Source organism: Luteimonas sp. J29 (genome assembly GCF_000472505.1).
Lineage (GTDB): Bacteria > Pseudomonadota > Gammaproteobacteria > Xanthomonadales > Xanthomonadaceae > Luteimonas.
Window position 1 is genome coordinate 24,300 of sequence record NZ_AWZR01000003.1, and the last position, 23,151, is coordinate 47,450.

At 73.2% G+C, this 23,151-nt stretch carries 18 protein-coding genes; 14 read left to right on the forward strand and 4 right to left on the reverse strand.

The genetic code is table 11. From position 1 onward, the window contains the following. Positions 1-242: 242 nt before the first annotated feature. Positions 243-3,092, reverse strand: a complete 2,850-nt coding sequence (locus LUTJ29_RS0105120; RefSeq protein WP_051322728.1) for an autotransporter serine protease — start codon at positions 3,090-3,092, stop codon at positions 243-245. A gap of 151 nt (positions 3,093-3,243) precedes the next feature. On the opposite strand from LUTJ29_RS0105120, the gene LUTJ29_RS0105125 reads away from it, so the two are divergent. From LUTJ29_RS0105125 to LUTJ29_RS0105155, 7 genes are all read left to right on the forward strand, one after another. Further along, on the forward strand, positions 3,244-4,416 hold the full coding sequence (locus LUTJ29_RS0105125; protein WP_027071601.1) for a thiolase family protein: 1,173 nt from the start codon (positions 3,244-3,246) through the stop codon (positions 4,414-4,416). A gap of 141 nt (positions 4,417-4,557) precedes the next feature. Continuing rightward, positions 4,558-4,893: a hypothetical protein gene (locus tag LUTJ29_RS0105130; RefSeq protein WP_027071602.1), complete on the forward strand. Its 336-nt coding sequence runs from the start codon at positions 4,558-4,560 to the stop codon at positions 4,891-4,893. 150 nt (positions 4,894-5,043) lie between these two features. After that, positions 5,044-5,349 carry a hypothetical protein gene (locus tag LUTJ29_RS0105135; protein ID WP_043740551.1) on the forward strand — a complete coding sequence of 102 codons (306 nt, stop codon included), beginning with the start codon at positions 5,044-5,046 and terminating at the stop codon, positions 5,347-5,349. A gap of 411 nt (positions 5,350-5,760) precedes the next feature. Further along, positions 5,761-7,368, forward strand: coding sequence for a carboxyl transferase domain-containing protein (locus LUTJ29_RS0105140; protein ID WP_027071604.1), 1,608 nt, complete (start codon positions 5,761-5,763; stop codon positions 7,366-7,368). A gap of 258 nt (positions 7,369-7,626) precedes the next feature. Next, positions 7,627-8,955, forward strand: coding sequence for a glycosyl hydrolase family 8 (locus LUTJ29_RS0105145; RefSeq protein ID WP_043740554.1), 1,329 nt, complete (start codon positions 7,627-7,629; stop codon positions 8,953-8,955). A gap of 168 nt (positions 8,956-9,123) precedes the next feature. Further along, positions 9,124-9,675 (forward strand): polymer-forming cytoskeletal protein, encoded by a 552-nt coding sequence (locus LUTJ29_RS16235; protein ID WP_051322729.1) that lies wholly within the window; start codon positions 9,124-9,126, stop codon positions 9,673-9,675. 7 nt (positions 9,676-9,682) lie between these two features. Beyond that, positions 9,683-10,078, forward strand: a complete 396-nt coding sequence (locus LUTJ29_RS0105155) for a hypothetical protein (RefSeq protein WP_027071606.1) — start codon at positions 9,683-9,685, stop codon at positions 10,076-10,078. Between the two features lie 725 nt (positions 10,079-10,803). Here LUTJ29_RS0105155 and LUTJ29_RS16245 read toward each other — a convergent pair. Continuing rightward, positions 10,804-12,738, reverse strand: a complete 1,935-nt coding sequence (locus LUTJ29_RS16245; protein ID WP_043740559.1) for an FTR1 family protein — start codon at positions 12,736-12,738, stop codon at positions 10,804-10,806. 145 nt (positions 12,739-12,883) lie between these two features. On the opposite strand from LUTJ29_RS16245, the gene LUTJ29_RS0105170 reads away from it, so the two are divergent. The 7 genes from LUTJ29_RS0105170 to yeiP all read left to right on the forward strand — a co-directional run bounded on the left by LUTJ29_RS0105170 (position 12,884) and on the right by yeiP (position 20,991). Next, positions 12,884-13,672: an enoyl-CoA hydratase-related protein gene (locus LUTJ29_RS0105170; protein WP_027071607.1), complete on the forward strand. Its 789-nt coding sequence runs from the start codon at positions 12,884-12,886 to the stop codon at positions 13,670-13,672. 3 nt (positions 13,673-13,675) lie between these two features. Further along, positions 13,676-14,083, forward strand: coding sequence for a VOC family protein (locus LUTJ29_RS0105175; protein WP_027071608.1), 408 nt, complete (start codon positions 13,676-13,678; stop codon positions 14,081-14,083). Further along, positions 14,083-16,080 (forward strand): acetyl/propionyl/methylcrotonyl-CoA carboxylase subunit alpha, encoded by a 1,998-nt coding sequence (locus LUTJ29_RS0105180; protein WP_027071609.1) that lies wholly within the window; start codon positions 14,083-14,085, stop codon positions 16,078-16,080. Before LUTJ29_RS0105175 ends, LUTJ29_RS0105180 begins: the two co-directional genes overlap by 1 nt. Before the next feature lie 7 nt (positions 16,081-16,087). Continuing rightward, a complete protein-coding gene (locus tag LUTJ29_RS0105185; protein WP_156911549.1) occupies positions 16,088-16,984 on the forward strand; it encodes a hydroxymethylglutaryl-CoA lyase in 897 nt (298 codons plus the stop codon). Beyond that, complete coding sequence (locus tag LUTJ29_RS16250; protein WP_043740561.1) at positions 16,981-19,530, forward strand: EAL domain-containing protein; 2,550 nt, start codon at positions 16,981-16,983, stop codon at positions 19,528-19,530. The genes LUTJ29_RS0105185 and LUTJ29_RS16250 overlap by 4 nt, the downstream gene beginning before the upstream one ends. A gap of 73 nt (positions 19,531-19,603) precedes the next feature. After that, positions 19,604-20,374, forward strand: coding sequence for an SDR family NAD(P)-dependent oxidoreductase (locus tag LUTJ29_RS0105195; protein ID WP_027071611.1), 771 nt, complete (start codon positions 19,604-19,606; stop codon positions 20,372-20,374). A 50-nt stretch (positions 20,375-20,424) separates the two neighbouring features. Next, entirely contained in the window at positions 20,425-20,991 is a 567-nt protein-coding gene (gene yeiP, locus LUTJ29_RS0105200; protein ID WP_027071612.1) for an elongation factor P-like protein YeiP, read from the forward strand. A gap of 15 nt (positions 20,992-21,006) precedes the next feature. On the opposite strand, the gene LUTJ29_RS0105205 is transcribed toward yeiP, so the two are convergent. Together LUTJ29_RS0105205 and LUTJ29_RS0105210 are read right to left on the reverse strand one after the other, a co-directional pair. Then, a complete protein-coding gene (locus LUTJ29_RS0105205) occupies positions 21,007-22,824 on the reverse strand; it encodes a DUF4105 domain-containing protein (RefSeq protein ID WP_051322730.1) in 1,818 nt (605 codons plus the stop codon). 5 nt (positions 22,825-22,829) lie between these two features. Next, positions 22,830-23,132, reverse strand: a complete 303-nt coding sequence (locus tag LUTJ29_RS0105210; protein ID WP_027071614.1) for a DUF2388 domain-containing protein — start codon at positions 23,130-23,132, stop codon at positions 22,830-22,832. Between the last annotated feature and the right edge of the window lie 19 nt (positions 23,133-23,151).

Below are 23,151 nucleotides of genomic sequence, written 5' to 3' on the forward strand. Positions count from 1 at the left end.
GTTGCCCCCTCACCCGCTCGCGGGGGAGGGTTGGGGTGGGGGCAGCCGGGCGGCGAAGACAATCCAGCGCGCCTGCGGCGCGCGCCCCCATCCCGGCCTTCCCCCGCAAGCGGGGGAAGGAGCGGAACTTGCGGATCGCGTTGCCCCTCCTCCGCTCGCGGGGGAAGGAGCCGGCACCTGCGGATCGCGTTGCCCCCTGCCCGCAAGCCAGGGAAGGAGCGGATGCGCAGCGGTGCGGTCGGTCAGAAGGCGAGGACGTACTCGATGCGCGCCATGCGTTCGTCGCCGCGCGGGCCGAAGCGCTGGTCGAAGCCGAAGGACAGCCAGCCGTGGCGGCCCAGTGGCGCCTCGGCGCCCACGCCCAGCAGGCCGCCAGACTTCGCCGCATCGGCCATCGGCAACGGTGCCCAGCTGTCGATGCCGGTGAAGGTCGCCAGCACGTCGAAACCGTCCGCGCGCAGGGTCTGCTGCCACTCGCCCCAGGCGCGCAAGGTCGTGCCGCGCCAGCCGCGTTCAAGGCGCAGGCCCGCGATCGCCTGGCTGCGCTCGAGTTCGCCCGCCTCCACCTGCAGGGCGAACCCGGCACCGCCGGTTTCCTCGAAGGCTTCCGTGCGCAAGGTGTCGTGGCTGGCGCCGAGGTACGGCGTCAGCTCCAGGCCACCGAGTGCGAAACGCCGGCCCCATTCGATGCCGAGGCTGGCGTAGTTGCCGCCGTAGCGGCTGAAGATGCCGTCGCGCGCCGCCTCGCCCGCGAACAGGCTGCGCTCGATGCCGCGGTCGAAGCGGCCGGCGCCGGCCTGCACCAGCGCGTAGGCATCGCCCGACCGGCGCCCGGCGTACAGCTGCGCCATCGCCATGCGCTCGCGGCTGCGCTCGCCCGCGACGCCGAAGCGTTCCAGCGCCACCGCCTCGCCGAAGGCGAAGCCGGCCACCAGGTCGCCGCTGCGGTCCTCGCGCCCCATCAGCCAGCCGTCGAGCGCGTGGTCGCCGCCGGCGAATCCGGTCGCCCCGCCCCGCCCCAGCGCCTGCTTCCACGCCACCGGACCGGCCGCCTGCTCGCCGTTGCCGAAGCGCGACGCGAGCGCGCGCCGGCCCATGTCGAGGGTGTCGAGCGCCAGCGACGTGGCGCGCGCGTGGCCCGCGCCCGAGAGGCTGTCGAGCGCGGCCTTCGCGGCCGCTTCGTCGCCGATGCGCTGGAACGCGCCGGCCACGCGCAGCAGTTCGGGATCGGCATCGGACGCCTGCGCCACCAGCGCGTCCAGCCTGCGGAATGCGCGTTCGACGCGTTCGGCCGAGGACAACGTGGCCGGCGAGGCGCTGGCGAACTTGCGCACCGTCGCGGCGACGTCCAGGCGCGTGATGTCGAGCCAGATGTCGTTCTCGCCGTAGTCGAGCGTGCCCTCGAGGAACAGCGTGTCCGCCCAGCTCAGGGCGTCGAAGCGGCCGGTGATGCCGTCGCCCGCGCCGAGGATCCACTCGCGGTCGGTCGTGGTGAAGTGCGGCGCGAGCCCCATCACGTGCAGGGTGCCGCCTTCCAGCAGCGCATGCCCGCCGACCCGCAGCACCTGGCCGAGTTCGACCGCCAGGGTGGCGCCTGCGCGCTGGCGGAAGTCGCCGGCGGTGACGGTCTCATCCGCCCCCGGTCCGGAACCGCCGCTGGGGACTTCCAGGCGTCCGGCGTTGTCGATGTCGCCGTCCGCGCCGCGGGACATGACCAGCCGGCCCGCGGAGCCGATCCGCACGTCGCCGGCGATCCCGGCGCGGGCGTCCACGGTGCCGCCGAGGACCTGGATGCCGCCGGCGTTGCCCGCCTCGCGCTCCAGCACGAGCGTGCCGCTGCCGTCCTTGACCACCGCGCCGTCGCCCGAAAGCGCATTGCCCCAGGTCGAGGTGATCTCGTCGAACCGGACCCGCACGTCGCCCCAGTCCAGGCGCGCCGGGCCGAGCGCCGCCGCGCCGACGTCGAGCCGGCCATGGCCGAACACCGCGTCCACGCCCGGCGCGCCTAGGTCGGTGGCGGTGCCGAGCAGGGTCTGGCGCACCAGGTCGTTGTCGAAATACGGGAACGCCTCCCAGACCAGGGCCGCGGCGCCCGAGACGATCGGCGCGGCGAACGAGGTGCCCGACCACCGCCAGTATTCGGGGGCATCGGGCGGATCGTCGGTGCCGGTGACCACCACCGTGCCCGGGGCGACGAGGCAGTAGTCCATCGACACGCCGCAGGCGTTGGAGTAGTAGGCCAGCTGCTCGGGGCTCTCGTCGCTGAGCGCCGCCACCGCCAGCCAGCCGCGCTCGAGGTCGGCGGCGGGCCGGGATCCGCCGCTGCCGGCCTGGCTCGGCAACGCGGCGGTGTCGGACGGATCGTCGAAGCCGGAGTTGCCGGTCGAGAACACCACCAGACCACCGTGGTCGACGATGAAGGGCCGGTACTCGGCCGCGATTTGCGCGGTGACGGCCAGATTGGTCCAGTACAGCCCGCCCCAGGAGTTGTTGAGGATCCGGGCGCCGCGCGCGATCAGGTCGTCGTGGATCGGACCGATCCCGAGCGGCCCGTTGATCTCGTTGCCGCGCCCGCTGCCGTCGTCATCGGGTGGCGAGTCGCTGATGATGCGCGCCGAAACGATCTCGGCGCCCGGCGCCAGTCCGCCGGGCCAGCGGCCGAACGGCCGTCCCGCGATGACCTGCGCCACCGCGGTGCCGTGGCCGACCACGTCGTCGACCGACAGGTCGTTGCGGCGCGGGTCGATGTAGGTGAGGTTCGCGACCACGCGCCCGGCGAGCGCGGGATGGTCGCGGTTGACGCCGCTGTCGATCACGCCGATCCGGATGCCGCTGCCGTCGAGCCCGGCCTCGTGCGCCGGTCCGGCGTTGGTCCAGCTCAGGTGATGGCTGTAGGCCGGCTCCGGGGGCAGGACCACCGGCGGACCCGGCGGCGGCGGCGGGGGCGGCGGTGGGGGCGGTGGCGTCGGTGGCGGGCCCTGCGGCGGAGGATCGGTCCGGGTACCACCGCCGCCGCCTCCACAGCCGGCCAGCACCAGCGCGACCGCGACAGCGGCTGCCAGGCGCGACAGCCCCCTGCTCCCGTGCGACATCCCCGTCTCCCTTGCCAGCTGCCCGTTCGCGGGCACCCCGCAATCTATACGCCCTCGTCGCCCGACCGCCAGTGGCCGGCGCCGTTTGCCGCGGCGCAGCGCCGGGCGCGATAATCCCGAGGCTTTTCCCCCATTCGACCGGAGTCACGCCATGAGCGACGTCGTCATCGTCGGTGCCAAGCGCACCGCCATCGGTTCCATGCTCGGCCAGTTCACCGGCGTGCCCACGCCCACCCTCGGCGCCGCGGCGATCCGCGCCGCCGTCGAGCAGGCCGGGGTCAAGGGCGAGGACGTGTCCGAGGTGATCATGGGCTGCGTGCTGCCGGCCAACCTCGGCCAGGCGCCCGCGCGCCAGGCCTCGCTCGCCGCCGGCCTGCCCAAGTCGGCCGGCTGCACCACCATCAACAAGGTGTGCGGCTCCGGCATGAAGGCGATCATGCTCGGCCACGACCTGATCAAGGCCGGCTCGGCCACGGTCGTCGTCGCCGGCGGCATGGAGTCGATGACCAATGCCCCGCACATGGTCTCGGCGCGCCCGGGCCTGCGCTACGGCGACGCCAGGCTCGTCGACCACATGGCCTGGGACGGCCTGACCAACCCCTACGACGGCCAGTCGATGGGCGTGTTCGCGGAAGCCTGCGCCGACAAGTACGGCTTCACCCGCGAGGAGCAGGACGCGTTCGCGATCGAGTCGGTCACGCGCGCCAAGGCGGCGATCGAGGCGGGCGCGTTCAAGGACGAGATCGTCCCGGTGAAGGTGGCCTCGCGCAAGGGCGAGGTGGAGGTCGCCACCGACGAGCAGCCGGGCAAGTCCGACGTGGCCAAGATCCCGACCCTGCGCCCGGCCTTCCGCAAGGACGGCACGGTGACCGCGGCGAGCTCCTCGAGCATCTCCGACGGCGCCGCGGCCACCGTGCTCACCAGCGCCGACGAGGCCGCCCGCCTCGGGCTGGAGCCGCTGGCCCGCATCGTCGGCCACACCACCTGGTCGCAGGAGCCGGAGTGGTTCACCACCGCCCCGGTCGGCGCCATCCGCAACCTGCTCGACAAGGTCGGCTGGAAGGTCGAGGACGTGGACCTGTTCGAGGTCAACGAGGCCTTCGCGGTGGTGGCGATGGCGCCGATCCGCGAACTCGGGATCCCGCACGACAAGCTCAACGTCAACGGCGGCGCCACCGCCCTGGGCCATCCGATCGGCGCCAGTGGCGCGCGCCTGGTGGTGACCCTGCTCCATGCCCTGCGCGCGCGTGGCGGCAAGCGCGGCATCGCCTCCCTGTGCATCGGCGGCGGCGAGGCCACGGCGGTCGCGCTGGAGCTGCTCTGAACCCGGATCTCCAGGCAACCTTAACGGCACATTGACAAAACGCCCCGAGCGTGCCGCTTGACACGTGAAATGGGCTTGTCATCATGTTGTCGGCGCGCAAGCTTGCGCGTTTTTCACCTTTTGACGACGAGGAAGAACGACATGACCATCAACAAGGCTCTGCTTGCGCTGGCCCTCGGCTTCGCCCTGGCCGCCTGCAGCAACCAGCAGCAGGCCCAGAACGCCGCCGCCGACGCGGCCGAGGAAGCCGCTGACGCCGCCGAGGCTGCTGCCGACGCCGCCGGCACCGCGACCGAGGACGTCGCCCAGGCCGCCGCCGACGAGGCCGCTGCCGCCGCCGACGCCGCTGCCGACGCTGCCGCCGACGCCGCTGCCGCCACGACCGACGCCGCCGCCGAGGCCGCTTCCGACGCCGCCGAGGCTGCCGAGGACGTCGCCGAGGCCGCCGCCGACGCCGCCGAGGAAGCCAAGCAGTAATCCGGCGCCGCAAGGCGACGAACGCAGTACGGGAAGCCGCCGGTCTCCGGCGGCTTCTCTTTTTCTGAACATCCGCTTCCCCACAATGTTCCGGCGGCCACGGGGAGTCCGGGGCCGGACGTGACATCCACCTTGCATCGGAGACACCCCTTGAACACCAAGCTCATCGCCATCGCCGCCGCCAGCGTGCTCGCCCTGGCCGCCTGCAAGAACACCGCCGAAGGCGCCAAGCAGGACGCCGCCGCCGCTGCCGAGGCCGCCGACCAGGCCGCCGACGAAGCCGCCGCGGAGACCCGCGAGGCCGCCGCCGAGCTCGAAGCGGCCGCCGACCGTGCCGCCGCCGAGGCCGAGCAGGCCGCCGACCAGGCCGCCGACGCGACCCGCGAAGCCGCCGCCGACGCCGCGGGCGCGGTGAAGGACGCCGCCGCCGAGGCCGAGGAAGCCGCCCGCAACTGATCGCGGCTGGCGTGAGTCGACGGAAGGCCCGCCCAGTGCGGGCCTTCTTGTTTTCGGCCCCTTGTACGGCCCCCTTGCCCCTCTCGCGGGGCAGGGAGCATCGATCTGCCCTGCTCCCTTCCCCGCAGTCGGGGTGAGGACCCGCCCTTCCCCCGCGTGCGGGGGAAGGAGTGACGACCTGCCCCTTCCCCGCTTGCGGGGGACGGTTGGGATGGGGGCACGCTGCAAGCGTGAATCATCTGCTCCACACGGGCGGCCCCCACCCCGGCCCTCCCCCGCACGCGGGGGAGGGAGCGACGAGCGGCCTGCTTGCTCCCCTGGTCGCGGGGGAGGGAGTCGTCGGACCGGGGGCACCAGCCGACCTGGAGCCGGCTCACGTATCCTTCGGGTCCGCCCAACCGCCAAGTGCCCATGACGGTCATCGAATCCCGGCTCGATCCCCGATCACAGGAATTCCGCGACAACGCGCAGTACCACCGCGCCCTGGTGGAGGAACTCGAGCGTCGCCTGGCGCGCGCCGCGGACGGCGGCGGCGAGGCCGCGCGCCGCAAGCACACCGAGCGCGGCAAGCTGCTGGCGCGCGACCGCATCACCGCCCTGCTCGACCCGGGCTCGCCCTTCCTGGAGATCGCGCCGCTCGCGGCCGAGGACATGTACGACGGCGCCGCGCCCGCGGCCGGCATGGTCTGCGGCATCGGCCGGGTGATGGGCCAGGAGGTCGTGGTCGTGGCCAACGACGCCACGGTCAAGGGCGGCACCTACTTCCCGATGACGGTGAAGAAGCACCTGCGCGCGCAGGAGATCGCGCGCGAGAACCGCCTGCCGTGCGTGTACCTGGTCGATTCGGGCGGCGCCTTCCTGCCGCTGCAGGACGAGGTGTTCCCGGATCGCGAGCACTTCGGCCGCATCTTCTACAACCAGGCGCGGATGAGCGCGGAGAACATCCCGCAGGTCGCGGTGGTGATGGGCAGCTGCACCGCCGGCGGCGCCTACGTGCCGGCGATGTGCGACGAGAGCGTGATCGTGAAGGAACAGGGCACGATCTTCCTCGGTGGCCCGCCGCTGGTGAAGGCGGCCACCGGCGAGGTGGTCGATGCCGAGGCCCTCGGCGGCGCCGACGTGCACACCAGCGTGTCCGGCGTGGCCGACCACTTCGCGGAGGACGACCGCCACGCACTGGAGATCGCGCGCCGCATCGTGGGCCACCTCAACCGGCGCAAGACCCTGCCGGTCGCGGTGCGCGAGGCGCGCGAGCCGCTGTATCCGGCCGAAGAACTCTATGGCGTGGTGCCGAAGGACACCCGCCGGCCGTTCGACATCCGCGAGGTGATCGCGCGCATCGTCGACGGCAGCGAGTTCGACGAGTTCAAGGCGCGCTACGGCAAGACCCTGGTCACCGGGTTCGCCCACCTGCACGGCTATCCGGTGGGCATCGTCGCCAACAACGGCATCCTGTTCTCGGAGAGCGCGCTCAAGGGCGCGCACTTCATCGAACTGTGCAACCAGCGCGGGATTCCGCTCGTGTTCCTGCAGAACATCACCGGCTTCATGGTCGGCCGCAAGTACGAGAACGCGGGCATCGCCAAGGACGGGGCGAAGATGGTGACCGCGGTGGCCTGTTCGAGCGTGCCCAGGTTCACCGTGGTGATCGGCGGCAGCTTCGGCGCCGGCAACTACGCCATGTGCGGCCGCGCCTACGGGGCGCGCTTCCTGTGGATGTGGCCGAACGCGCGCATCAGCGTGATGGGCGGCGAGCAGGCCGCGAGCGTGCTGGCGACGGTGCGCCGCGATGGCATCGAGGCTCGCGGCGGCCAATGGAGCGCGGAGGAGGAAGAGGCGTTCAAGGCGCCGATCCGCGAGCAGTACGAGACCCAGGGCAGCCCGTGGTACTCGACCGCGCGCCTGTGGGACGACGGCATCATCGACCCGGCCGACACGCGGCGGGTGCTGGGGCTGGGCATCTCCGCCTCGCTCAACGCGCCGATCGAGCCGGCGAGGTTCGGGGTGTTCCGGATGTAGTGCCTGAGGGCTAGCGGCATCGCTGCGGCGACGTCCTGCCCCGGTCTCCGGGTTGCGACAGCGACCGTCCCGCACTCCTTCCCCCGCTTGCGGTAAGGGAGCCTACGACTTGCTCCTTCCCCGGCTTGCGGAGAGGGAGCCTACGACCTGCTCCTTCCCCCGCTTGCGGCGGAAGGTCGGGATGGGGGCGACTGCCGGAGAGGCGCTGCGCGGTGCGTCTGGTACCTTCGGCCGCTCCCTGGCTTCGTTCCGGTGACCATGCTCCAGCCTTCCCGTCGCGTCCTGCACGCCTGCACCCTGCTCCTGTCCATCCTTGTGCTGTCGTCCTGCACCGGGCAGCGGCAGCCACTGCAAGCGCAGGCCGGCGCGGGCGGCGCCGCCGCGGACGCGGGCGCCGCGCATACGGGCCACTACCCCAACCTGTTCGTGGAAGCGGGTTACCCGCGCGACGAGGTCGATGCCCGCATCGAGGCCGCGTTCGCGCAGCTCTTCCACGGCGACCCGGCCAGCGAGGCGGTCTATCACGAAACCGGTGGGAACGAGCACGGCCCGCTCGCCTACATCCACGACGTCAACAGCGACGACGTGCGCTCGGAAGGCATGTCGTACGGGATGATGATCGCGGTGCAGATGGACCGGAAGCGCGAGTTCGACGCGATCTGGAACTGGGCCCTGACCCACATGTACCACGCCGACCCGGCCCACCCCGCGTACGGATACTTCGCCTGGTCGGTGCGCACCGACGGCACCCCGATCGACGAGATGCCCGCGCCGGACGGCGAGGAGTACTTCATCACTGCGCTGTACTTCGCCTCGGCGCGCTGGGGCGACGGCGAGGGCCGCTACGCCTACCGCGAACACGCCGACCGGCTGCTGCGCGACGTCCTGCACCGCGAGTCGATCACCGGGCCGACCAACCGCGGAACCATGACCGCGATCAACCTGTTCGACCGCGAAGCGAAGATGGTGCGCTTCACCCCGGACGTGGTGAACGCCGCCCACACCGACGCCTCCTACCACCTGCCCGCGTTCTACGAGGTCTGGGCGCGCGTGGGCCCCGCGGAAGACCGCGGCTTCTGGCGCGAGGCGGCCCAGGCCAGCCGCGACTACTTCGTCGCGGCCGCGCATCCCCGCACCGCGCTCACCCCCGACTACGGCAACTTCGACGGCACGCCCTGGGCCGCCCCGTGGCGCCCGGAAGCGGCCGACTTCCGCTACGACGCCTGGCGCACGGCGATGAACTGGTCGATGGACTGGTCGTGGTGGCGCGCCGACCCGCGCCAGGTCGAACTGTCCAACCGCCTGCAGGCGTTCTTCCTCGACCAGGGCCTCGACGGGCACCAGAGCCTGTACTCGCTCGACGGCCAGCCCCTCGGCGGCGGCCGCACCACGGCCCTGGTGGCGATGAACGCCACCGCCTCGCTCGCGGCCGACCATCCGCGCCGGCTCGATTTCGTGCGCGCCCTGTGGGACCTGCCGGTGCCGACCGGCCAGTACCGCTACTACGACGGGATGCTGCAGATGATGGCCCTGCTCCACCTCTCGGGCCGCTACCGGATCTGGTGGCCGCCCGGCACTGCACCCTGAGCACACGCGGCCCCGACTCAACAAGATGCGCCAAGTGCTTGCCACGAAACGGATTTGGTGAGCCCCGTCACAGCGTGAAGCCCGTGTGTACGTGGTAGGCTCGGGTCATTCCCCCGTCCGGCCGGGCGCTGTCCCGGCCGTCCCTGTCCAGCTCGAGGAAATCCGCGAATGGCCATCTTCAACACCCAGAGCAACGCCCCCAAGAAGGACCAGCCCTCCTTCGCCGCCGACACGCCGCCGGCCGCCGCGCCGCAGCGCGAGGCGCCGGCCGTCGCCGATTTCACCCCGACCCAGACCACCCCGCCCCGCCCCGCCGCGGCGCCCGAGCCGGTGGCCAAGGAGTCGCTGATCGCAGCCGACCTCACCATCGAGGGCAAGATCGAGGGCAGCGGCCACGTCCGCATCGCCGGCCGCTTCAAGGGCGACGTCAACGTGCAGGGCAACCTGCGGGTCGAGGAAGGCGCGAAGCTCAATGGTGGCGTCAAGGCGCGCCAGGTCGTGGTGGCGGGCGAGCTGGACGGCAACATCCAGTCGGCGGAGAAGGTGGAACTGCTCGCCTCGGCGGTGCTCACCGGCGACGTCAAGGCCGGTTCGCTGACGGTGGCGGCGGGCTCGAAGATCCGCGGCCACGTCGAGTGCGGCTGGGACGCGTCCGAGGCGTCGGGCCGTCGCGGCAAGGCCGAGGTGGTGGAGCAGCGCGAGCGCGCGACCGGCTCCTGATTTCCCGGTGAGCACCCCGAAGCCGGGCACGGCAGGTGCGACCCGCACCTGCCCCCACTGCAAGGCCACGATCCTGGCGAGCGCGGCGATCTGCCCGTCGTGCAAGCACTACCTGCGCTTCGATTCGCCGCGCGCCCAGCCCGGCGCCGCGCCGGCCGAGAGCACCACGGCGCTCCAGGTCGAGGGCATGATCCGCCACCCGGCCGAAGGCGGCGCCTGGGAATACTCGGTGGTGCTGACCGTGCGCGACGACGAAGGCAACGAGCTGGCGCGGCACGTGGTCGGCGTCGGTGCGATGCACGCGGGCGAGGAACGCACCTTCAACCTGTCGGTGGAAGTGACTCCGACCAATGACATGCGCCGGCCGCCGAAGGCGCCCCGGCGGGTGTTCAACAAGCACTGATCGCAAGCCGAACGCACGGCCCGACGCAAGCGCGTCGGGCATGCCGTCGTTTCCGGTCGCGGACGGGGTCCCGCGGCACGTTTCCCCCCGTCCACGGGGGACCGTCGGGTCGGGGCACTTAGCGAAGGCGTGCAGTCCGGTTGCCACGTCGACTGCCCCCCACCCCGGCCCTCCCCCGCGCGCGGGGGAGGGAGGCTCGAACGCATCGGCCCGATGCTCACTCGGATGGCCCTCCCCCGCGCGCGGGGGAGGGAGGGCTCGCCCGGGCGGCAATCGCACGGTTGGCCGACCCTTTCCCGCGCGCGGCGGGAGGGTTGTTGTCATGGCCTGGCGCGCAACACCGTCCACCCGAGCGCGGAACGGACCTGCCGATCCGGCAGAACCAGAATTCCGCGCCTCATGGCACCCCTTCCCGGTTCGCGGGGCAAGGGCGGGATGGGGGTACGAAGCGAAGCCGCGCAGCTCCTTGCCACCTCGACTCGTCTCCACCCCGGTCGGGCCCGGCGCCGCGCGGCGGGCGTTCGGATGGTCCTCGCGCCGGGCATGCGGATCACCCCTCGCGCCCTGCACGTGGGGAGGCGGCTGTGGGCGGCCGGCCTGCTGGTCCGGCGCGCCCTCCCCGTGCACGCGGGACAGGGCGTGGCGATGGATCCGCGGCCGGCATGAGATCCAGCCGCGCGCCATTCCCTTCACGGGAAACAGGGCCGGGCGGCGCCCCGAGTCGGTCAGCCCGTCGCGCGCGAGCGGCGGCCGGTCAGCCAGAAGCCGAGCGCCAGCACCGACAGCACCACGACCTGCGCGATGACGCCCTGCTGGGTCGGGTACACACCCAGCCACTCCAGCCGCGGCCAGCCGTGGAGCCAGCTCACCGGCAGCCAGCCGGCCTCCTGCAGCGCCGAGACCGCCTTGCCCGCCAGCACCACCGCGAGCAGCGCGATCAGGCAGGCGCTGTAGCGGAAGAACTGTGCGATCGGCAGACGCCGGCTCCAGCGCATCAGCGCCCAGCCGACGACCGCCAGCGCCAGCGCGCCGGCCGCGCCGCCGGCAACCACGCTGCCGCGGCTGCCCTGGCTCCACAGCGCGGCGAAGAACAGGATGGACTCGAACACCTCGCGGTACACGACCACGAACACGAGCAGCAGCAGGAACACGCCCGAGCCGCGGCCGAGCGCGTGGCCCAGCTTCTCACGCACGTAGCGCTGCCAGGCGTCGGCCTGGCCCTTGCCGTGCATCCAGATGCCGACCCAGACCAGCACCAGCGCAGCCAGCAGCGAGCCGAATCCTTCCGACAGCTCGCGGCTGGCGCCACTGATGCTGATCACCCACGTCGCCAGCACCCAGGTCAGCGCGCCTGCCGCGAGCGCGGCCACCCAGCCGCCGTGCACCCACGTCAGCATCTCGTCGCGTCCGGCCTTGCGCAGCAGCGCGATCATGGCGATCACGATCAGCAGCGCCTCCAGCCCCTCGCGCAACAGGATGGTGAAGGCGGCGGCGAAGCTGGCCGCGGACGAGGTGCGCCCCTGGCCGAGCACCTGCTCGGCCTCGGCGAACAGTCCGTCGAGCGCGTCCACCTGGGCCTGGAGGGCGTCGGGATCGGCATTGGCGGCGAGCCCGGAGCGCAGTTGCGCCATCGCCGCCTCGATCCGCACCATCAGCGGCTTGTCGCGCGCGGCCAGCAGCGGTTCGACCGGCTCGAATCCGTCGAGGTAGGCCGCCAGCGCCAGCTGGCGCGCCCGCGCCGCGTCGCCGCCCCGGTACGCATCCATCGCCTCGCGCAGCAGGCCGCGCGACGTGGCCAGCGCCGGCCCCTCGCCGCCGGCCGCCGCCTGCAGGGCCTCGGGCGCGCGGCGCAGGTAGGCCACGATCGCGGCGGCATCCTCGGCCGAGCCGAGGTCGGCCGCCAGCTCGGCGGGGGTTTCGCCGACGAAGCGTTCGAGGTCGAACGTCGCGCGCAGCGCCGGATCGCGCTCCAGCAGCGCCCTGCCCGCGTCCGCGAGCGATTCGGGATAGGCCAGCGAACCGCTGTAGGTCGCCAGTGCCCACAGGTCGTCCTCGGGCAGGCCGCGATAGCTGGCCATCGCGGTGCCTTCCAGGCCCTGCTCGATCACCTGGTAGAGCGCGAACACGCTGCGCTCGTCGGCGCGCTCGCGGTCGGTGAAGTCGATCGGCGGCGGGTCGAGGCCCGCGCCGGCCGGGCCGTCGCCGGCCCCGGTCGGACCGTGGCAACTGGCGCACAGCCGGGCGTAGAGCTCGGCCCCGCGTGCATGGCGCGGCGGGGTGTCGGGCACCAGCGGAATCGGGTGCGCCTGCACCAGCAGCCCCGCCAGCCCGCGTGCGCGGCGGGCGATGTCTCCGGGGTCGGCCCGGTCCGCGATCGCCTGGCGCAGTGCTTCGGCCTCGGCCTGGAGCCGGCCGGCTTCGGGCGTCTCCGGCAGGGCCGCGATGGCCTCGGCGGCGGCCTCGGAGAACTCGAGCATCTCGTCGTACTCGAGCTGGTTGACCACGTCGCCGTCGGCGACGGCTTCGCGGTAGTCCACGGCGATGTAGTCGAGCAGCCGCCAGGTGGTGGCGACGCTGGCGCCGGTGGCGCTGGCCGGGGCGCAGGTCAGGATCAGGGCGATGCCGGTCAGCAGCATCGCCAGCAGGAGGCGTGGGGACATGGCGGAGTTGAGAATGCGTCTTATCCAGTTTACGCCATGTCCCCGGCCCTGCGTAGCGGCTCGCCTGTCCAGGCCAACTTGTGGCCCGTTTCGCGAAGGGGGCTGTGGCTATGATGGCCGCTCTCGTCCGCCCGCCCTGCCTGCCATGACGGAACCGCTTTCGATCCGCCGCGCGGGGCCGGTCCTGCACCTGGTGCTCGACCGCCCTGCCCTCCACAACGCCTTCGACGCGGCCCTCATCGCCCGCCTGACCGGCGCACTGGAGGCGGCCGCGGCGGACGATGCGGTGCGCGTGGTGGTGCTGTCGGGCGCCGGCGCCTCGTTCTCGGCCGGCGCCGACCTGAACTGGATGCGCGGGATGGCCGCCGCCGGCGAGGCGGAGAACCGCGCCGACGCGCTCGCGCTCGCCCGACTGATGCGCACCCTCGACGAGCTGCCCCGGCCCACCATCGCCCGCGTCCACGGCGCGGCCTTCGGCGGCGGCGTGGGCCTGGTGGCCTGCTGCGACATCGCCATCGGCGTGCCCGGCGCGAAGTTCGGCCTGACCGAGAGCCGGCTCGGCCTGCTGCCGGCGGTGATCTCGCCCTACGTGGTGGCCGCGATCGGGCCGCGCCAGGCGCGGCGCTGGTTCGCCACCGCCGAGGTGTTCGACGCGGCGCAGGCACTGCGCATGGGCCTGCTGCACGAGGTGGTGGAACCCGAGGCGCTGGACGCCGCGGTGGAGCGCCAGGCCGGGCTGCTGCTCAGGGCGGGCCCGATCGCCTCGGCGCGCGCCAAGCGCCTGGTGCGCGAGGTCGCCCTGCAGCCCGACCGCGACCTGCTCGACCGCGCCAACGCCGACCTGATCGCGGCCCTGCGGGTCTCGCCCGAGGGCCAGGAGGGACTGGGCGCGTTCCTCGACAAGCGCGCCCCGCGCTGGGTACAGGAGGACTGAAGGATGATCGACCACATCGGCCTCACCGTCGCCGACTACGCCCGCAGCCGTGACTTCTACGCGCGCGCCCTGGAGCCGCTGGGCTACCGCATGGTGATGGAGGTAACGCTGGAGGAGACGGGCGGGCATTACCAGGGCGCCGGCTTCGGCGACCGCAAACCGTATTTCTGGATCGGGTCCGGAGGCGACGGCAAGGCGCCGACGACACCGATGCACGTCGCTTTCGTCGCACAGCGCCGCGCCGCCGTCGATGCCTTCCACGCCGCGGCGCTCGCCGCCGGCGCGCGCGACAACGGGGCGCCGGGCCTGCGGCCGGAGTACCACGCCGACTATTACGGCGCGTTCGTGATCGATCCGGACGGCCACAACATCGAGGCGGTCTGCCACCTGCCCGAGGACGCGAGCCGCTGATGTTCCGCAAGATCCTGATCGCCAACCGCGGCGAGATCGCCTGCCGCGTGATCGGCACCGCGCGCCGGCTCGGAATCCGCACCGTGGCCGTGTATTCCGACGCCGACGCCGACGCGCTGCACGTGCGCCTGGCCGACGAGGCCTGGCCCATCGGCGGCCCGCGCCCGGCCGAAAGCTACCTGCGCGGCGACGCGATCGTACGGGCCGCCCTCGACAGCGGCGCCGAGGCCATCCACCCCGGCTACGGCTTCCTGAGCGAGAACGCCGACTTCGCCGACGCGGTCGAAGCGGCGGGCCTGGTGTTCATCGGGCCCAAGGCGGCATCGATGCGGAAGATGGGCAGCAAGGCCGGCGCCAAGGAGCTGATGCAGGCGGCCGGCGTGCCGGTGGTGCCCGGCTATACCGGCGAGGACCAGTCGCCGCAGACCCTGGCGCGCGAGGCCGGGCGGATCGGCTTCCCGCTGATGATCAAGGCCGCGCACGGCGGCGGCGGCAAGGGCATGCGCATCGTGCGCGACGCGGCGGAATTCCTGCCCGCGCTCGAGAGCTGCCGGCGCGAGGCGGCCAACGCGTTCGGCCGCGACCGCGTGCTGCTCGAGCGCTACATCGAGTCGCCGCGCCACATCGAGATCCAGGTGTTCGGCGACGCGCACGGCAACGTCATCCACCTCAACGAGCGCGAATGCTCGGCCCAGCGCCGCTACCAGAAGGTGCTGGAGGAATCGCCCTCGCCCTTCCTCACGCCGCGGCTGCGCGCGGCGATGGGCGAGGCGGCGGTGCTGGCCGCGCGCGCGATCGACTACACCAACGCCGGCACGGTGGAGTTCATCGTCGACCCCGACGGCGGCTTCTACTTCATGGAGATCAACACCCGGCTGCAGGTCGAGCATCCGGTGACCGAAATGACCACCGGGCTGGACCTGGTGGAATGGCAGCTGCGCGTCGCGGCCGGCGAGCCGCTGCCGCTGGCCGCGGAAGCGGTCCGCAGCCACGGCCACGCGATCGAGGTGCGGCTGTACGCGGAAGACCCCGACGCCGGCTTCCTGCCCGCCTCCGGGCGCCTGCACCACCTGCGTCTGCCGCGGCCGTCGCCGCACGTGCGCATCGACGCGGGCGTGGCGCAGGGCGACACGGTGAGCATCTTCTACGACCCGATGATCGCCAAGCTCATCGTCCACGACCGCGACCGCCCGGCCGCCCTCGCCCGCCTGCGCGAGGCGCTGGCGGCCTGCTCGGTGGACGGGCCGAAGACCAACATCGCCTTCCTCGAGGCGCTGGTGCGGCACCCCGCGGTCGTGGAGGCGCGGATCGACACCGGCTACCTCGACCGCCACCTCGACGAGTTCATCGCCGCTGCGGCGGTGGACGAACCCGCGCTGCTGCTGGCGGCCGCCACCGCGTACCTGCTCGACCAGGAACGCGCGCAGCGCGACGCGGCCGCGGCGTCCGCCGACCCCACCTCGCCGTGGGCGCTGGCCGACGGCTGGCGCCTTGGCCACGCCGGGCAACGGCCGCTGGCGTTCGAACACGCCGGCGGCCGCATCGACCTGCTGGCGCGCGGCCACGGCGGCGACTACCGCATCACCCTGGACGGGCGCACGGTGGCGATCGAGGGTGCGCGACTGTCCGGGGATGCGCTCTCGTTGCGTATGGACGGCAAGGGGACCCGTTTCCATCTCGCACTGCAGCCCGGACGCATCGAGGTACACGACGGCGACCGCCGGCTGTCGCTGCGGCCGCTGGCGGCGTACCGGCACGAGGATTCGGGCCAGGCGTCGGCCGAGGACCGCGTGCGCGCGCCCATGCCCGGGCGGGTGGTGGCGCTGCGGGTGGCGGCCGGGGACCGGGTCGACGCAGGACAGGAGCTGTTGGTGCTCGAGGCGATGAAGATGGAGCTGGCGCTCAAGGCGCCGCGCGCGGGCGCGGTCGCCGAGCTGCGCGCGGCCGCCGGGGAGTTCGTCGAGGCCGACAGCGTGCTGGTGGTGCTCGAGGACTGACATGGCCCTGCCCGCCCGCGTGCGCATCGTCGAGGTCGGCCCCCGCGACGGCCTCCAGAACGAGAAGGCCATGGTCCCGACCGCGGCCAAGATCGAGCTGGTCGACCGCCTCTCCGCCACCGGCCTGCAGTCCATCGAGGCGACCAGCTTCGTCAGCCCGAAGTGGGTGCCGCAGCTGGCCGATGCCGCCGAGGTGTTCGCCGGCATCACCCGGCGGCCCGGCGTGTCCTACCCCGTTCTCGTGCCCAACCTGCAGGGCTACGAACGCGCGCTCGCGGCCGGTGCGCGCGAGGTGGCGGTGTTCACCGCCGCTTCCGAGGCCTTCAACCTCAAGAACACCAACGCCGGGATCGATGCGTCGCTGGAGCGGTTCGCGCCGGTGCTCGAGCGCGCCCGCGCCGACGGCGTGCGCGTGCGCGGCTACGTCTCGACCGTGCTCGGCTGCCCCTACCAGGGCGAAGTGCCGCTGGCCGACGTGGTCCGCGTGGCCCGCGCCCTGCACGCGATGGGCTGCTACGAGGTCTCGCTCGGCGACACCATCGGCGTCGGCACGCCGGTGCGCGCGCGGGACATGCTGCGCGCGGTCGCGGCCGAAGTGCCGATGGCGGCGCTGGCGGTGCATTTCCACGACACCTGGGGCCAGGCGCTGGCGAACGTGCTGGCCTGCCTGGAGGAAGGCGTGACGGTGGTCGACAGCGCCGTGGCCGGCGCCGGCGGCTGCCCCTACGCGCGCGGCGCCTCGGGCAACCTCGCCAGCGAGGACCTGGTGTACATGCTGCACGGCATGGGCATCCACACCGGCGTGGACCTCGACCTGCTGGCCGACACCGGCCGCTGGCTGGCCGGCCTGCTCGGCCGCGAGACCGGCAGCAAGGCCGGACGCGCACTGGCGGCGAAGGAATGACGGCGCCGGACGTCCCCGACACCCCCGACCCGCCGGAGGATGCGGCGCGGCTCGTGGCCGGGCTGGAGGCCGCCTGCCGCGACCCCGCGCTGCCGGCGGCCACGCGCGGGCTGCTCGCGCAGGCGCGCGACGCCCTCGCCGCGGCCACGCGCGAGGCCCGCGATGCGCAGCTGAGCTATCGCGCCCTGTTCGACGCGGTGCCGGATCCGGTGAGCATCATCGACGAGAACGGCATCGTGCTCGACCTCAACAAGGCCGGCATGGCGGCCTACCGCCGCCCGCGCGAGGAGATCGTCGGCCAGCCGATCGAGGTGCTGAACCCGGACCTGCCGCGCGACCACCTGGTGCCGGTGCTCGAGGCGCTCGACCGCGGCGAGACCTACGTGATCGAGGTCGCCAACATGCGCGGCGACGGCAGCCGCTTCCCGGTCGAGGTGCACTCGGCCGGGTTCATGTACGAGGGCCGCCGCTGCATCGTCGCGGTGGCGCGCGACCTGACCGCGCGGCGCATGGCCGAGTTGCGCTACGGCCAGCTGATGGAGGTGATCGACAAGGGCGTGCTGGTGCTCGACAACCGGGGGCGGCTGGTCCAGGCCAACGCCGCGGCGATGCGGATCCTCGGCGCCGAGGGCCAGCCGGACCTGCGCAAGTGGTGGAACCCGGACGACTGGACCATGGTCGACAAGGACGGCCGCCCGCTCACCTTCCGCGAACTGCCGCCCGCCCGCACCCTGCGCACCGGCCGCGCGACCGGCAGCGAGGTGGTCGGCCTGTACCACCGCCCGGAACGGCGCCTGCGCTGGCTGTCGGTGAGCAGCGTCCCGCTGTTCGCGCCGGGCGCCAAGCGTCCGATCCAGGCGCTGTCGTTCTTCAGCGACGTCACCGAACTCAAGCGCGACAGCGCGCTGTTCGACCGCGCCCAGGCGCTCGCCCACATCGGCGGCTGGGAATGGGAGGTCGGCCGCGACGCGCTGTACATGACCGAGCAGGCGCTGCGGATCCTCGGCGGGCGCCCGGTGCACGCGATCGGCGACCTGCTCGACGCCCTGGTCGACGAGGACCGCGCGCGCCTGGAACAGGCGCTGCGGGCCGCGGCCGCGGGCGGCGATCCGGTCGACCTGGAGGTGCAGGCGTCGCGCGCCGACGGCAGCCCGCTGTGGCTGCGCATCATCGGCGAGGCCGAAGACAACCGCAGCGAGGGCACCAGCATCACCGGCACCCTGCAGGACATCACCGAGCGCATGCTCGAGCGCGAGACCCTGCGCGTGCGCGCGCGCACCGATCCGCTGACCGGCCTGCTCAACCGCGACGCGATGCTGTACGAGATCGAGACCCGCCTGCGCGAGCCCACCCACGGCGGCCTGGCGGTGCTCTACATCGACCTCGACCGGTTCAAGATGGTCAACGACGTGCTCGGCCACGCCGCCGGCGACGAGCTGCTCGACGCCGCCGCCCGCCGGATCGCGCGCGCGGTCGGCACCGAGGGCCTGATCGCGCGCTTCGGCGGCGACGAGTTCCTGGTCGCCTGCAACACCCGCGACGACCCCGCCCGGCCCGAGCGCATCGCCGACGCGATCCTCGACGCCTTCGGCGAGGGGTTCCGCTTCGGCAGCGAGGAGTTCGCGATCACCGCCAGCATCGGCATCGCCCGCGCGCCGCGCGACGGCGACCGGCCGCAGCTGCTGATCCAGAACGCGGACGCGGCGATGTACGACATCAAGCGCCGGATCCGCAACGGCCGCCAGGAGTTCACGCCGGAGCTGGCGCAGTCGCAGGAAACCCGGCTGCGGATGGAGACCCAGCTGCGCCGCGCCACCGACAACGCCGAGTTCCGCCTGCTCTACCAGCCGCAGGTGGACCTGCGCGACGGCCGCACGGTCGCCGCCGAGGCGCTGATCCGCTGGCACAACCAGCAGTTCGGCGGCATGCGCCCCGACCACTTCATCAGCCACGCCGAGAGCACCGGCGACATCGTGCGCATCGGCGGCTGGGTGCTGCGCGAGGCCTGCCGCCAGGTCGCGCAGTGGCGCGACGAGGGCCTGGGCCTGGTGCGGGTGGCGATCAACGTCTCCTACCGCCAGTTCCTGGTGGAGGACCTGGCGCGCGCGGTGCGCGAGGCGCTGGACGAGCACGGCCTGCCCGGCTCGGTGCTGGAGCTCGAGTTCACCGAGCGGGTGCTGATCGAGGACGCGCCCGACACCCTGCGCACCTTCGAGGCGCTGCGCGAAATGGGGGTGATGCTGACCATCGACGACTTCGGCGAGGGCTACAGCGCGCTCAACTACCTGCGCCGGCTGCCGATCCACGGCCTCAAGCTCAGCCAGCTGTTCGTCGCCGGCGTGCCCGGCAACCAGTCCGACGTCGCGGTCTGCCAGGCCGTGGCGGGCATCGCCCGCAGCCTGGGCCTGGGCCTGGTGGCCGAGGGCATCGAGTCGGACGCCCAGCGGCGCTTCATGCTCGAACTCGGCATCCAGCTCGGCCAGGGCTTCCTGTTCGCACCGGGCCTGCCGCCCGACGAGTTCGCGCGCCGCATCGCCGCCGCCTGACGCGCCCGCGGGTGCCGGCCGGCCGCCGCCGGCACGCTAGAATGGGCGCCTGTTTCCTTTCGGCGATACCCCGATGCAAGCCAGTTCCGTACGCGCCATCGTCACCGGCGGCGTTTCCGGCCTCGGCCTGGCCGTGGCCCGGCGCCTGGTCGCCGACGGCGGCCGCGTGGCCCTGTTCGACCTCAACGACGAGCGCGGCGCGGCCGCGGTCGCGGCCCTGGGCGAGGCCAACGCGCGCTATGTCAGGGTCGATGTCTCGAGCGAGGACGCGGTCGCGTCCGCGGTGGACGAGGCGGCCGGGTTCCTCGGCGGGCTCAACGTCGCGGTCAGCTGCGCCGGCGTGCTCGGCGCCGGGCGCGTGCTCGGGCGCGAGGGCGCGATGCCGCTGTCGCTGTTCGCCAACACGGTCTCGGTGAACCTGGTCGGCAGCTTCAACGTCGCCAAGGCCGCCGCCGCGCGCATGCAGCACAACGAGGCTGGCGAGGACGGCGAGCGCGGCGTGATCGTCAACACCGCGAGCGTCGCGGCCTACGAAGGCCAGATCGGCCAGGCCGCGTACTCCGCCTCCAAGGCCGGCGTGGTCGGCCTGACCCTGCCGATGGCCCGCGAGCTCGCGCGCTTCGGCATCCGGGTCAACACCATCGCCCCGGGCATCTTCTGGACGCCGATGGTCGACGGCATGCCCGAGCAGGTGCAGCAGTCGCTCGCGGCCTCGATCCCGTTCCCGTCGCGGCTCGGCCAGGCGTCCGAGTTCGCGGACCTGGTCGCCACCATCCTGCGCAACCGCTACCTCAACGGCGAGACCATCCGCCTCGACGGCGCCGTGCGCCTGGCGCCGAAGTAGGCCCGCGACCGGCGGCGTCGCCCACCCGAACCCCACCCGACCACCACTTCATGAAAGCTTCCGAGATCAAGAAGGGCAACGTCGTCGAGTACAACGGCGGCATCTACCAGGTCCGCGACATCGAGCGCAGCTCGCCGCAGGGCCGCGGCGGCAACGTGCGCTACCGATTCATCATGTACAGCGTGCCCGGCGGCAACAAGCTCGACGCCAGCTTCGACGCCGAGGACCCGCTGACCGAGGTCGAGCTGCTGCGCCGCCAGGCCACCTATTCCTACCGCGACGGCGACGCCTTCGTGTTCCTCGACGACGAGGACTACACGCCCTACACGCTCGACGCGGATGCGGTGGGCGATGCGGCCGGCTATATCACCGACGGCCTGTCCGGCTGCTACGTGCAGCTGATCGACGAGCAGCCGGTGGCGCTGCAGCTGCCGCAGCACGTGGTGCTCGAAGTGGTCGACACCCCGCCCGAGCTCAAGGGCGGCACCGCCACCAAGCGGCCGAAGCCGGCCAGGCTCAGCACCGGGATCGAGATCATGGTCCCCGAGTACATCGGCAACGGCGAGCGCGTGCTGGTGAACACCACCACCGGCGAGTTCGGCGGCCGCGCCGACTGAAGGCCCGGCCCCGGCTCAGTCCGGCGCCGTCGCGGCGAGCGCGCGCAGGCGTTCGCCGATCCGTTCCAGGTTGCCTTCGGCGTCCCGCAGCCGCCTGCGCTGCCGCTCCGGCAGCCAAGCGAGCGCGGTCTCGTACAGCCCTGCATGCGCCGCGCGCAGGCGCGCGTCGACCTCGGCGACGCGCGTGGCAAGCAGCTCGCGTTCGGCCTCCTGCGGCAGCCCGTAGCCGGGGCCGGGCAGCAGCACGGCCGGCCGGCCCGCGCCGGCGCCGTCCGACCACAGCGCCTGCAACAGCGCTTCGACCGTGCCGTCCCCCTCGCCATCGCGGCGGTAGCGGCGGCGCAGGGTCTCGCGCGCCCGCGCCTGCTCCTGGCGCAGCGCCGCCTCCTCCAGCACCAGCAGGGCCGCTGTGGCGCGCAGGCCGCCGCGCACGAGCCATTCGCCGCGTACCGCCGGATCGAGCCGCAGCCAGGCATCGGCGTTGCGCGCCGGAAGCGCCAGTTCCGCGGAGGCGACCGCGTACATCTCGCCGAAGTGGCGCGCCAGCGAATCGAAGCGATGGCCCAGGCGCAGCGCCTCGGCCTCGTCGTCGAGCACCGACGCGTCGGCGATCCCGGCGCGCTCCAGGCGCCGCAGCAGTCCGCTCGGCGTGATGCTGCGCAGGCGCGGGCCGTCGCGCCCGGGCAGCGCGTCGTTGAGCAGCTTCCAGGCTTCGACCGCGCAGTTGTTGCCGACGAACCGGTAGCGGCCGTCGTAGCTCCAGTGCACGCGCGCGGCGCGCTCGAGCAGGCGCGCGACCTCCTCCGGTGCCAGCCGCAGCGGCACCGAGCGCAGGCCGCGCAGTTCGACCCGCGTGTACTCGTCCACGACCTGCGCCAGCGGCAGCACGAACAGGCGCGAGGGATAGCCTCCGGTCAGCCCGCGCCAGTTCGACACCTGGACCTCGTCGACGAAGGCGCGGAACGAGAGCACCAGGTGGTGTTCGAGGTCGAGCCGGCAGTCCGGCCCCGGCGCGCGGCCCGGCGCGCACACCACCAGCCGCAGCATGCCGTGGCCCCAGCGGCTCATCGGCGAGGCATCGGCTTCGGCCAGCAGGTAGTCCACGCCGGCGACGCGCGCCGGATCCACCGCCAGCAGCTGCAGCCCCGCTCCTTCGTTGCCGGCGGCCACCAGCGGCAGCGCGCCATCGCAGTCGGCGCCGCGCGCCGACGGCGGCGTGCCGAGGCGCGCGACGAAGTACCGGTGCAGGTCGGGCCGGCGACAGGCGTATTCGGGGTCGAGCAGGAAGTGTTCGAGGTTGACCGCGAGGAACTCGGCCGGGGACGCCAGTTCGTAGGGATCCGGGCTGCGGTCGCGGAAATCGTTGCGCCCGGTGCGCAGGCCCAGCCGCAGCGGCCGCACTGGCCAACCGGCGAGGTCGAGCAGGCGCGGATCGCGCGACAGGCCGCCCGCGGGCGAACGGTCGAAGACGTGGGCCAGCTCGTGCAGCAGCGTCGCCAGCGCGATCCGTGTGCCCGGATCGCGGTCGTCGGCCGGGTCGCGCGCCATCCAGCCGGCCAGCAGACGGCGGTCGAGGCCGATGCGTCCGTTGCGGGCGCGCCCGTGCACCTGCTCGGGCAGGTCGTCGCGCCAGCGCAGCGCCACCTCCCGCCCGAGGCCGTCGGCAATGCGCGGCGGCAGGCGGGCCATCGCCGCCGCGACGAGTTCACGGGTGGCGGCCTGCTCCGCCGGGGACAGCCCCTCGCCGTCGACCGCCATCCGCGGCTGCGCCGCGGCCGCCGCGGTGCAGGCCAGGAGCCCGGCGAGGCAGGACGCGCGGAACCGTCCGCGCACGGGGATCAGCGGCGAGCCAGGATCGCCCGGGCCAGGTCGAGGTCGCTCGCCTCGCGCGCCGCCGCGTCGCGCTCGCGCAGCTGGCGCAGGGCGGCCTCCAGGCGCGCGCCGCGGATCGCGCCGTCGCTGGCCACGAACAGCGCGGCGTCGTCGCGCGCGGCCAGCACCAGCTTGTCGTCGCCGGAGCTGCTGCCCGACGAGGCGGACGTCCCGGCGGACGTGGCGCCACCGGTGGTGCCGGCGAAACTCCCGGCAAAGGCCGGTGCGGTGCAGGCCAGCAGGGCGGCGGCCAACAGCAGTCGCTTCATCGCGGATGTCCAGAGGGGA